Origin of the sequence: uncultured Microbulbifer sp., assembly GCF_913055755.1 — a bacterium.
Taxonomy (GTDB): domain Bacteria; phylum Pseudomonadota; class Gammaproteobacteria; order Pseudomonadales; family Cellvibrionaceae; genus Microbulbifer.
The window spans coordinates 1-11,160 of sequence record NZ_CAJXKH010000110.1 but is presented as its reverse complement, the minus strand read 5'-3'; the positions used below and the strand labels follow the sequence as shown (position 1 = coordinate 11,160).

At 60.4% G+C, this 11,160-nt stretch carries 10 protein-coding genes and 2 pseudogenes; 10 read left to right on the top strand and 2 right to left on the bottom strand.

Features of this window, described 5'->3' with window-relative positions; translation table 11 throughout:
* Window positions 1-66 precede the first annotated feature (66 nt).
* Window positions 67-648, top strand: a pseudogene (locus QZ511_RS14840) (alkaline phosphatase); the annotation flags it as partial.
* Between the two features lie 8 nt (window positions 649-656).
* On the opposite strand, the gene QZ511_RS14835 reads toward QZ511_RS14840, so the two are convergent.
* Both QZ511_RS14835 and QZ511_RS14830 read right to left on the bottom strand, forming a co-directional pair.
* The gene (locus QZ511_RS14835) at window positions 657-1,745 is read right to left on the bottom strand and encodes a CHAD domain-containing protein (protein WP_295803490.1); all 1,089 of its coding nucleotides are present in this window, start codon (window positions 1,743-1,745) and stop codon (window positions 657-659) included.
* Entirely contained in the window at window positions 1,678-4,566 is a 2,889-nt protein-coding gene (locus QZ511_RS14830) for a TonB-dependent siderophore receptor (protein WP_295803489.1), read from the bottom strand. The genes QZ511_RS14835 and QZ511_RS14830 overlap by 68 nt, the downstream gene beginning before the upstream one ends.
* Window positions 4,567-4,955: 389 nt before the next feature.
* On the opposite strand from QZ511_RS14830, the gene ubiE reads away from it, so the two are divergent.
* From ubiE to QZ511_RS14785, 9 genes and pseudogenes are all read left to right on the top strand, one after another.
* Window positions 4,956-5,705, top strand: coding sequence for a bifunctional demethylmenaquinone methyltransferase/2-methoxy-6-polyprenyl-1,4-benzoquinol methylase UbiE (gene ubiE / locus QZ511_RS14825; RefSeq protein WP_295803487.1), 750 nt, complete (start codon window positions 4,956-4,958; stop codon window positions 5,703-5,705).
* Window positions 5,706-5,873: 168 nt separating this feature from the next.
* Window positions 5,874-6,503, top strand: a complete 630-nt coding sequence (locus QZ511_RS14820; RefSeq protein ID WP_295803486.1) for an SCP2 sterol-binding domain-containing protein — start codon at window positions 5,874-5,876, stop codon at window positions 6,501-6,503.
* A gap of 2 nt (window positions 6,504-6,505) precedes the next feature.
* Window positions 6,506-8,143 carry a ubiquinone biosynthesis regulatory protein kinase UbiB gene (gene ubiB, locus QZ511_RS14815; protein WP_295803485.1) on the top strand — a complete coding sequence of 546 codons (1,638 nt, stop codon included), beginning with the start codon at window positions 6,506-6,508 and terminating at the stop codon, window positions 8,141-8,143.
* Window positions 8,144-8,224: 81 nt separating this feature from the next.
* Window positions 8,225-8,653 (top strand): phosphoribosyl-AMP cyclohydrolase, encoded by a 429-nt coding sequence (hisI, locus tag QZ511_RS14810; RefSeq protein ID WP_295803484.1) that lies wholly within the window; start codon window positions 8,225-8,227, stop codon window positions 8,651-8,653.
* Between the two features lie 9 nt (window positions 8,654-8,662).
* Window positions 8,663-9,010: a phosphoribosyl-ATP diphosphatase gene (locus tag QZ511_RS14805; protein WP_295803483.1), complete on the top strand. Its 348-nt coding sequence runs from the start codon at window positions 8,663-8,665 to the stop codon at window positions 9,008-9,010.
* A 62-nt stretch (window positions 9,011-9,072) separates the two neighbouring features.
* The gene (tatA, locus tag QZ511_RS14800; RefSeq protein WP_295803482.1) at window positions 9,073-9,327 is read left to right on the top strand and encodes a twin-arginine translocase TatA/TatE family subunit; all 255 of its coding nucleotides are present in this window, start codon (window positions 9,073-9,075) and stop codon (window positions 9,325-9,327) included.
* A gap of 42 nt (window positions 9,328-9,369) precedes the next feature.
* Window positions 9,370-10,104, top strand: coding sequence for a Sec-independent protein translocase protein TatB (gene tatB, locus QZ511_RS14795; RefSeq protein WP_295803480.1), 735 nt, complete (start codon window positions 9,370-9,372; stop codon window positions 10,102-10,104).
* A complete protein-coding gene (gene tatC, locus QZ511_RS14790; protein ID WP_295803479.1) occupies window positions 10,101-10,841 on the top strand; it encodes a twin-arginine translocase subunit TatC in 741 nt (246 codons plus the stop codon). Before tatB ends, tatC begins: the two co-directional genes overlap by 4 nt.
* A 74-nt stretch (window positions 10,842-10,915) precedes the next feature.
* Window positions 10,916-11,160 (top strand): annotated as a pseudogene (locus QZ511_RS14785) (hypothetical protein); the annotation flags it as partial.

Here is an 11,160-nt window from a genome sequence, read left to right as displayed (position 1 = left end):
GCCGGCGAGCCGTCGCTCAGTGAGATGACCGCCAAGGGCCTGGAACTGGTATAGAAAAACAAGGACGGCTACTTCATGCTGATCGAGGGCGGCCGCATCGACCACGGCCACCACGCCGGCAACGCCTACAATGCCCTGCACGACGCGGTGGAGTTCGCCAATGCAGTACAGGTGGCGATGGACAACACCGATCCGAAAGACACCCTCATCATCGTCACCGCAGACCACAGCCACACCTTCACCATCGCCGGCTACCCCACCCGTGGCAACCCGATTCTCGGCAAGGTGGTGGGCAACGACGAACACGGCGAGCCCATGGACCACCCGCAATTGGCTGCCGATGGCAAACCCTACACTACCGTGGGCTATGCCAATGGCCCTGGCTACGCCGATTTGGGTGAAGAAACCAATTCCGACGCCCGCATGAACGCGCCGGTGGGCACCGGCCGTGTCGACCTCACCGAAGTGGATACCCGCGCCCCGGGCTTTTTCCAGGAATCTCTGGTGCATTCCTCCGGTGAGACCCACGGCGGTGAAGACGTGGGTATCTGGGCTCGCGGCCCCGGCGCACACCTGCTGAGCGGTACCAACGAGCAGAACTTTATCTTTCACGTGATGGTGCATGCCGGGGGCCTGCTGGAAAACTAGCGAGCGGGTCACTCGACCGCTGTTTGCCACTTTTTCTGTTTGCGCCATGTTTTCCTGGCAAACAATTGCTGGCAGTGGCGGTCGATGTCTTTTCTTAAAATCTGCAGCCGCTGCTGGGCTCGGTCCAGCAGCGGTATCAGTTCGGCGCGGACCTCGGGATCGAGATTCGCGCTATTGCGGGCCAGAAAGTGGCACAGCAGGCGCAGGTCACGCCAGTCGCCCAGATCGCCTGCCAGCGTATTCAGCGATTTACAGCGCTTGCCGATTTTCTTCGGGTAGCGGTGTTGCAGCAGGCGACTGTGATACCACTGATCCTTTACCCGCTTGCGCAGGGTATGGAAACTCTGGTCGTCTTCATTTTTCCGCGCCTTTTTCAACGCCTTGCAGGCGCGCCGATAACTTTTCCTGTAGCCCCTGCGCAAGTCCTTCCACGTCAGCTGGTCGACCTTCCAATCGTCGATATGCAATCTGCCGCGCTGCAACAGATTGCGCGCCTCAAATAATTCATTGCCAGTGGCCTGGGGGATTCTGGCTTTCAGGTACGCCGCCATCTGCGGAAAATCTTCTGCCTGCAGTTGCTGTACAAGCGCCTGATACAGGGATGTCGCATCGCGGCTGCCGGAAAGCAGATCGTTGACGCTGCGGTAGTGGGCGTTTTCAAACTGGTAGAGGGATTCGCTGGCGGGGTCGGTTGTGCGGATCAGGCGCACCAGGGCGCGCATCTTCTTGCCGCGCTTGCGAATCTGGTGGGTGGCTTTTTCCCCGTCTGCGAGTTCTGTTTCCGCCAGCGCCCTTTCAAGCTGGGATCGTGCGATCTGTTTCAGCTTGTTGCCGATATCTGAGCCGGTTGGCAGCGAGTAGCGCATTGTGAAAGCTATTGGGTAAAGGGCTTTTCTAAGGGGCTTTTCAGGGCGAATCCGCTCAAGTTTAGGATGTTGTCGATAAAAACAAAAAAAGCCGCATCGTTTGATGCGGCTTTGAGGAAGAGGCCCGGAGGCCTCGGGTTTCTTGTTGTTGATCTGGGAAAACTTAGAAGGTGTAGTTGGCACCCAGGTAGAAGCTGCGGCCCAGGGTATCGTACATACCGGAGCCACCACCGATACCGCTCAGGTAGGCCGGCGGTTCCTGGTCTTCGATATTGTTGATACCGCCGTACACCTCGATGCTGTCCTGGAACAGGTAGCTGGCGCGCAGATCGTTGTAGCGCACTTCACCGGTGTTGCTCGGCGCCGCACTTTCCGGCTGGGAGAGACCCAGGTCGTACAGCGCCATGTCATCCAGGTAGCGGTGTGACCAGTTTACGGACAGATCGCCATAGCGGTAGGTGACATTCATGTTGTACGCATTGGTGGGGTCGCCCAGTTCGCCGTCGATACGGTCAACGCTGTCCGGCTCGTTCTGGAAGGAGTAGTCGTCCCGCTCCAGCAGGTGGGTGCCCTGCAGGCTCAGGGTCAGGCTGCCCAGTTCAGACTTGAACAGGTCGGCCAGCGCCATTTCGTAGCGCACTTCGTAGTCGATACCCTTGGCGGTGAGCTTGGAGGCGTTCAGTGCGGAGCTGGTCAGGGATACCAGGTCGCCGTTCGCGTCGCGCTCGATATTGCCGCAGAACTGGTTGTTGATGGAGGAGGCGTCCACACACTTGTCCAGGATGGTCTGGCCACCATAGTAGGAAATCGCATCTTCGATCTCGATATCCCAGTAATCTGCGGTGATGGTCAGGCCTTCCGCGAAGCGCGGAGTAACGACCAAACCGACGGTCTGGGTAACAGCGGTTTCTTCCTGCAGGTTCACGTTACCGCCACTGAAGCCCGGCAGTGTCGGCCCAGCATTGTACGGGAAGGTGGCGTTATCACCGACGCCCAGCGCCGCACAGTTGGCTGCCCGCTGCTCAGGGTTCGGAGCATAGGCGATTTCGGTGGGGTGACACGGGTCGGCAATGCTAAAGAAGTTCTGGCCCAGCGGCGCGAACAGCTCGTCGATGTTCGGTGCACGTACAGCCTGGGAGGCAGTTGCACGAACACGTACGTCGTCGACGATGGTCCAGTCGAGACCCGCTTTCCAGGCACCGGTGCTGCCGATGGTGGAGTAGTCTGCAGCGCGGTATGCGGTGTCGAATACCAGGCTCTGAACGCCGGGGAGATCGGACAGCAGCGGCGCGGACAGTTCCACGTAGGCTTCGGTCACGTCGTATTCACCTTTAGTGCTCGCCAGCGCGTTCATGAAGGTATCGCCGTTCTTGATGATATCGTCGAAATCTACAGCACTGGTTTCTTCGCGATATTCGAAACCGCCCACGACAGACAGCGGGCCCGCCGGCAGGTCGATGACGTCACCGCCGATAAAGCCGGAAGCTACGGTCTGGGTCATCTTCTCTTCGGAGCCGGTGTCGTCCAGCATTACCCAGTCGATCGCCTCCTGGGAGTTGAGACCGGAACCGAAAATGTTCAGTGGCTGACAGCCGGCCGCGCGCGCTTCTTCGTCGGCACATACGATTTCACCGGATTCCAGCTGGATTGCATCAACTGCCTGGAAGAAACGCTCTTCGTGACGGTTATTCACGTAGTAGATGTCGGCGTTGTATTCGCCGTACACCACGCTGGCCTCGTAGTTCCAGCGGCTGCCGATATCGCCTTTCACGCCAACCACATAGCGCTGGGTTTCGCGCTCGGTCAGATCGCCGCGATAGCCCAGGTCGGTATGCATGCGATAGGTGGCGGGGAGGTAGCCCCAGGATTCGAGCTGGGCTGCGGAAGCGGCAGCTTCTTCACTGAGGAACGGGTTGGTGGACTTGAACGGCGTCGCGCCAAAGCTCGCCTGGCCCCAGCTTTCCGCTTCGTGGGTCACGAACTTGCCTTCTGCAAACAGGCGCGTGGAATCGTTCAGGTCGAAGTGACCTTTCACGAACAGGTTGTTGGTTTCCATGCTCGGATACATCTGGTTCTCGCCGATCCAGCGGTAACCGTCACCACCGTCGCATCGCAGCCGGGAGTCACAGTAGTCGCCATATTGCTGGTCGCGGAATGAACCATCCGGATCCCAGGTCTGCGCCATATAGCCAGCCAAGCCTCCGGTTGCAGGATCCATGGCCCACAGCACGCCCTGTTCGCTCAGGATCGGCGCGGTGTAGTTTTCCACTACGATGCGATCCGGAATGCCATCTTCGGGGCCGGTGTCTTCCGGGTTGTACAGGGTGCCGTAACCTTTGGCGATCCACTCACGATCGGTGCCGTAGACGTCGCCGCGGCTGGTGTGTGAGAAGCTACCGGCAATATTGGCGCGACCGTCGAACAGGTTCTGACCGAAAGTGATGGAAGTCTCGGTGGTTTCTGCACCGCCATTTTCGGTGTCGCTGCCGAACGCGCTGATTTTCAGGCCTTCGAAATCGTCCTTCATGACGAAGTTGACCACGCCGGTAACCGCGTCGGCACCGTAAATGGCGGAGGCGCCACCGGTGATCACGTCGACGCGTTCGATCAGGTCTTCCGGAATGGTGTTCACGTCAACCGCAGAGGTACCTACGGAGGAGGCGATATGGCGGCGGCCGTCCTGCAGTACCAGGGTACGGGAAGTGCCGAGACCGCGCAGGTCCAGCAGGTTCAGACCCACGGTGCCGATAAAGCGACCGGAGTTCTGGCCGGAAAAGGTGGAGCGCAGAGCCGGGAGTTCGTTCAGGAAGTCACCCAGGTTGGTCTCGCCGCTGAGGCTGATATCTTCAGCGGTCAGGGAGGTAACCGGGGTTGGGCTTACCGCGTTGGGACGCGCGATACGGGAGCCGGTCACGGTGACTTGCTCAATGGTTCCCTCGTCGATGGAAGAAGCTTCTACGGCTTGGCTGTCTTCCTGCGCAAATGCGGGAGTGGCGCCAACGGCTGCGAGGATCGCGCCGCGGATGGCCATGGAAAGTATATTTCCTTTCATATTCTTATATCCCCCCCTTCAGGGTTCTTCTTGTCTTACCAGATAGTCTTGTCAGATCGTTGTGGACAGAATTTTCTGCCGTGAACCTGTAACGAATGGGAGGAAAGATCCCATACTTCATAAAGTTCGAAAGACGAAATATTGCGCAAGCGGGGTCTGCAGGTTAATACAATTGTCCAAAGTGGGAAAATTTTACTGATTTATGCCAATTGAGTTGCTGTCGTAATCGGAGTTGCGGCAAGTTGCGAAGTGGTTCGCGCTGGTGAGCGCCGGCCGCACACTGGTGAATGCCGGCCAGCCCTGTCTGCACAGGTTGCTGACCAGCCGTATCCCATCCAGTTCTCCCCCATGTACAATACCGCCCCTGTATTTACCCCAGCAGGCATAAAATGACGGAACGCAAGACCACCCATTTCGGTTACCAGCAGGTGCCGGTGGAAGAGAAGGCGGGGCGCGTGGCGGATGTTTTTCATTCGGTGGCGGCCCGTTACGATGTGATGAACGACCTGATGTCGGGGGGTATTCACCGCCTGTGGAAGCGGTTCACCATCGAGCTTTCCGCGGCCCGCCCGGGGCAGACGATCCTGGATATCGCCGGTGGTACCGGGGATCTGACCGCGCGTTTCTCCCGCATTGTGGGCCCTGCCGGCAAGGTGGTGCTGGCGGATATCAATGCGTCGATGTTGAAGGTGGGCCGCGATCGCCTGCTGGACCGGGGCATTGCCGGCAATGTGGAGACGGTGCAGGCGGACGCCCAGTACCTGCCTTTCCCGGACAACACCTTCGATTGCATTACCATTGCCTTTGGCCTGCGCAATGTGACGGACAAGGATCTGGCGCTGCGCTCGATGCTGCGGGTACTGAAGCCCGGCGGCCGCCTGCTGGTGCTGGAGTTTTCCAAGCCGGAGTCGAAGCTGCTGGAGAAGGTCTACGACCAGTATTCTTTCCGCCTGTTGCCATTCATGGGCAAGCTGGTGGCGAACGATGCGGAAAGCTATCGCTATCTGGCGGAAAGTATCCGCATGCACCCGGATCAGCAGACCCTGAAAGACATGATGGGCGAGGCCGGCTTTGTGGACTGCGAATTCCACAATATGACCGGTGGCATTGTGGCGCTGCACAAGGGCATCAAGCCCTAGCCTGAAATTTGCGCCGTGGCGGCCGGGGTGCTGGTGCGTGTTTGCGGGACACGCCGTGAACCCATCCCTGGGGGCTCGGCTGCGGCCGTCCTGGCCGCAGACGGTCCCGCAAACACGCACCAGCACCCGGACCTTCGCATCTGACTCTGTACTGGCTTCCAAATAATTATGACCGATCCCACTTTCCGCGCCGGCTTCGACGCCACCCTGGAAACCGCCATCAACTCTGCACTTCGGTACGATCCGGGTACCCGTGCGCGTCTGGATAAACTGGCGGGCAAGGTGCTGGCGGTGGCGCTCAGTGCGCCGAAAATGAACCTGTTCCTGGTGATAGAAGACGAGCGTATCGAGGTACACAGCCGCTGGGGCGGCGAGGTGACCACGGAGCTGCAGGGTTCGGCGATCGCCTTTCTGCAGCTGTTGAAAAACCGCGATGCCACCCCGGCCAAGCTGGGGGTGACGGTGCGGGGTTCCAGTGCATTTCTGGCGGAGCTGCAGTCGATCCTGCGGGACCTGGATATCGACTGGGAGGAGCCGCTGTCGAAACTGGTGGGCGATTCCCCGGCCCATCAGATTGGTCTCGGCGTGCGCGCCGCGGCCGGTTGGCTGAAAGACGCCTTGGGCAAGGCGCCCGGTGCGGCGGCGGAGGCGGTCAGTGAGGAGTGGCAGGTGACGCCGCCGCAGGCCCAGTTCGAGGCGTTTGCCGAGGATGTGTCCGAACTGGTCCAGGGGGTCGACCGGCTGGAGGCGCGGATTGCCCATCTGCGCCAGCGACTGAACCAGCGGGGGACCGACTGACCGTGCCGATCGCAAGAAGTATCACCATTGCGCGGGTGTTCCTGCGCTACCGCCTGAATGAACTGGTGCCCGCGGAGCAGCAGCCGCTGTGGCTGCGGGCGCTGTGGGCGCCGGCCACACTGTTACCCCAGAGCCGCAAAACCCGCGAGATGAGCCGGGGAGAACGCCTGCGGCGGGCGCTGGAGGACCTGGGGCCGATCTACGTGAAGTTCGGCCAGCTGTTGTCCACCCGCCCGGACCTGTTGCCGCCGGATATCGTGCTGGAGCTGAACAAGCTGCAGGACAATGTGCCGCCCTACCCGGCGGAGCAGTGTATCGCCCGCATCGAGGCGGCACTGGGTGCCGGTGTCGACGAGCTGTTTGCGGAGTTCGCGCGCGAGCCGCTGGCGTCGGCGTCGGTGGCCCAGGTGCACGCGGCGCGCCTGCACGGGAAGAATGGCCAGCCCGGGCAGTCGGTGGTGGTGAAGGTGTTGCGTCCGGGTATCGACAGGGTGATCCAGGACGATCTGCGCCTGCTGGGGCATATTGCGCGCTGGATCGAGCGCTTTCTGCCGGACGGCAAGCGCCTGCGCCCGGCGGAGGTGGTGGAAGACTACCGCCACACCATCGAGGGCGAACTGGACCTGGTGCGCGAGGCGGCCAATGCCTCGCAGCTCAAGCGCAATTTCAGTCACTCGCCGCTGCTGTATATCCCCGAGGTGTACTGGGATTACACCCGTGAGAACGTGATGGTGCTGGAGCGCATCGACGGTATTCCGGTCACGGATATCGCCCAGCTGAAGGCGCAGAACACCGATATGGAATTGTTGGCCGAGCGCGGGGTGGAGATCTTCTTCAAGCAGGTGTTCGAGCACAATTTCTTCCACGCGGACATGCACCCGGGCAATATCTTCGTGTCCCGTCAGCAGCCGCAGCGCCCGCAATACATTGCCATCGATACCGCGATCGTCGGCAGTCTGACCCGCGAGGACCAGTACTACCTGGCGCGCAACCTGCTGGCGATGTTCCGCCGGGATTACCGCATGGTGGCGGAGCTGCATGTGCAGAGCGGCTGGGTGCGGGCGGACACCCCGATCAATGCCTTTGAAGCGTCGATCCGCGCGGTATGCGAGCCCATCTTCGAAAAGCCCCTGGGGGAGATTTCCTTTGCCCGGGTGCTGATCAGCCTGTTCCAGACCGCGCGCCGCTTCGATATGGAAGTGCAGCCGCAACTGGTATTGCTGCAGAAAACCCTGCTCAATATCGAGGGCCTGGGACGACAGCTTTATCCGCAGCTGGATCTGTGGAAGACTGCCCATCCATTTCTGGAGCGCTGGATGCGCGACCGCGTCCACCCGCGCACCATCATGGGCGAGATCAAGCGCTACGGCCCGGAATGGCTGGAGAAGTTTCCCCAGCTGCCGCAGATGGCATTCTCCGCGCTGGAGCAGGGGCGCGAATTGGCACCCCAATTGCACCGTCTTGGTGACCAGCTGGCCGGCAGCCAGCGGCGCGGGCGCGCGCAGTACGCGCGGCGCATTGCCGGCGCCCTGTTGGCGGCCGGCGCAGCGCTGGTGGCGTCTCCGGACCTGCTGGCGCAGATACCGGCGGCGAGCTGGGCGCTGGGGGCGGTGGCGCTGGCATTGCTGCTGTGGCCGTGATTGCGGGCACCCGGCAGGGCCGAGCGGGACGGGAGTCCCGGCCGCCAGCCTACAATAACGAAAGAAGTAAGGACGCATCCCTTGAGCGAAACCGATTTCACTGAAGCGGTCAGCTGGAACAGCGACGGGCTGGTGCCCGCCATCGCCCAGGACTACCAGACCGGGCGCATACTGATGATGGCGTGGATGAACCGCGAGTCGCTGCGCCTCACCGTCGAGGAAGGCCGCGCGGTCTACTGGTCGCGCTCCCGCGGCAAGCTCTGGCGCAAGGGTGAATCCTCCGGCCACGTGCAGCAGGTGCGCGAGATCCGCCTCGATTGCGATGGCGACACCCTTGTCCTTATGGTGGAGCAGCTCGGCGGAATTGCCTGTCATACGGGGCGTACCAGCTGTTTTTACCAGGTGCTCGAAGCGGGCCAGTGGCAGATTCGCCAGCCGGTGATTACCGATCCGAAAGACATATACGCCACCAAGGCCAGTGCCGAGACCACAGAGAACGCGGAGAAATAGACCAGCGCCATGAGTAATATGCTGATACAACTGGATCGCGTACTGCGCTTGCGGATGCAACAGGGCGATGCGGATGCCTCGTATGTCGCCAGCCTGCATCACAAGGGATTGAACAAGATTCTGGAAAAGGTGGGCGAGGAAGCGACCGAACTGGTACTCGCCGCCAAGGACGCCGAGGGCAAAGACGCCGACAGCGAGGCCTACAGGGCGATGATCGCGGAGACCGCGGATCTCTGGTTTCACTCCCTGGTCATGCTCAACCACCTGGGTACCGACTCCCGCGCGGTACTGGATGAGTTGGGGCGCCGCTTCGGGTTGTCCGGACTGGAAGAAAAGGCGTCCCGCGGTCAGGATTGATCGCGCGTTGCCACGCAAAATTTTTACGTTACGAATTCAAGACTGATTCAGGAGCATTTCTTATGGGCATTAGCTGGCAACAATTGCTGATTCTGCTGGTCATCGTTCTGCTGATTTTCGGCACCAAGCGTCTGCGCAACCTGGGCGGTGACCTGGGTGGCGCCATCAAGGGCTTCAAGAAAGCCATGAAGGAAGACGGCAAGAAAGATGGTGAGGAAGAGGACGAAAGCAAGGACCCGGAGCGGCTGACCAAGGACGAGAGCAGCAAACCACAACAGAAAACCTCCAGCGAAGAAAAGCAGTCCCAGGACAAATAAATCCAGGGCCGTCATCGTCCGCAACTGATAGAGCGAGCGCGCGTGTTTGATATCGGATTTTTTGAACTGCTGTTGATTGGCGTCGTGGGCCTGGTGGTCATTGGTCCCGAACGCCTTCCGGATGCTGTGCGCACCACCGTGCGCTGGTGGACGCAGATCAAGCAGACCCTGGGCAATGCCAAGGAGGAGCTCGAGCGCGAAGTGGGCGCCGACGATATCCGTCGCGAGCTGCACAACGAGCGTGTGCTCAAAGAGCTGCGCGAGAGCCAGCAGGCGATGGAGCGCACTTTCAGCGAGGCCGAGCGCAAGTTCGAGCAGGATCTGAAATCGGTCGAAGCCCAGGCGCAGGTACTCAAGGAAGATGCGGAAAAAACCGCAGATACGGCGGCCGCATCACAGGAAAAAATATCCGTGGAGGCTCCATCAGAGCCGGACGTGGCCGCGGACAAGCGTCGCCAGGCCGCGGACTACCTGCCGGAAGAGGAGCGTAATGCTTCCCTCGGCGACGAACTCAGTGAAGAGTACCTGCCGGAAGAAGACGAGGACGACGAGGATCTGGAGGATCCGGAATACCCCGAACACCTCCACGATCACGGCGACCCGCAATTCAATCCACACCACCCCGACCACTTCAAGCACGAGGAAGACGAGGCCTGGGCGGAGGTGGATCGACTGGACCCGGAAGAATCCGACCGGGAAAAGCCAGTGAAAACGGAAGCGCCGGAAAATTCCTCCGCGAGTGACAGCCCTACCGAGCCGGAAGAAAAGCGTTCATGAGCGAAAAAGACCAGCCGTTTATCGAGCACCTGATCGAGATGCGCGACCGCCTGCTGAAGACCCTGCTGGTGGTGGTGGCGATTTTTGCCTGCATGGTGCCGTTCGCCAACGATATCTACAATTTTGTCGCCGACCCGCTGCAGGCAAGGCTCACCGAGGGGGCGGGGATGATCGCCACGGAAGTGACCTCCCCCTTCCTGACTCCGTTCAAGACCACCTTTGTGCTGGCATTTTTTGTCGCCATACCGGTTGTGCTGTACCAGTTCTGGGCGTTTATTGCCCCGGGTCTGTACAAGCACGAAAAGCGCCTGATCGCGCCGCTGATGTTCTCCAGTGTGTTCCTGTTTTACGCGGGCATGGCGTTCGCCTACTTCGTGGTGTTTCCACTGATCTTCGAGTTTTTTATCAGCTCCGCCCACGCGGATATCAAGGTGATGCCGGATATCCGCAGTTATCTGGATCTGGCGCTGAAGCTGTTTTTCGCCTTTGGCTTTGCCTTCGAGATCCCCATCGCCACGGTGCTGTTGATCTGGAGCGGAGCGATCAGCGCCAAGGATCTGGCGAAAAAGCGCCCCTATGTGATCGTCGCCTGTTTCGCCGTCGGTATGCTGCTCACCCCGCCGGACGTGATTTCCCAGACCCTGCTGGCCATCCCAATGTGGCTGTTGTTTGAGGTAGGTGTTTTCTTTGGCCGCATGATCAAGCGCGGCAAGGGCGCGGAAGTCGAGAGTTCCTGAAGTCATCTGCACAACCCATCCGGGCGTATGACTCCCCAGGTGTGGAAAACCCTGTGTAATGGAGGCGACTCCCCGTGGTGCGATCAAAACCCCTGAGCGTGTTTGCCGGAGTGTTACTGCTGGTTGGCCTGTGCGGCCCACTGCAGGCGCAGCAGCACATTGCTCCGACCTCCGCAGACGAGGGCGCGCCCTGCGCAATACTGGTGCACGGACTCACCAAGGACTCCTCGTCCATGACCGATATGGCGCGGACGCTGAGCGATCGCGGCTACCACACCGTCAACCTCGATTACCCCTCCCGCGAACAGCCCATCGAAGT

Coding starts and splice junctions, on each gene's coding strand:
- tatC (WP_295803479.1), top strand. CDS start 10,101: ATGAGCGAAAAAGACCAGCCGTTTATCGAGCACCTGATCGAGATGCGC.
- tatA (WP_295803482.1), top strand. CDS start 9,073: ATGGGCATTAGCTGGCAACAATTGCTGATTCTGCTGGTCATCGTTCTG.
- QZ511_RS14805 (WP_295803483.1), top strand. CDS start 8,663: ATGAGTAATATGCTGATACAACTGGATCGCGTACTGCGCTTGCGGATG.
- ubiE (WP_295803487.1), top strand. CDS start 4,956: ATGACGGAACGCAAGACCACCCATTTCGGTTACCAGCAGGTGCCGGTG.
- QZ511_RS14820 (WP_295803486.1), top strand. CDS start 5,874: ATGACCGATCCCACTTTCCGCGCCGGCTTCGACGCCACCCTGGAAACC.
- QZ511_RS14830 (WP_295803489.1), bottom strand. CDS start 4,566: ATGAAAGGAAATATACTTTCCATGGCCATCCGCGGCGCGATCCTCGCA.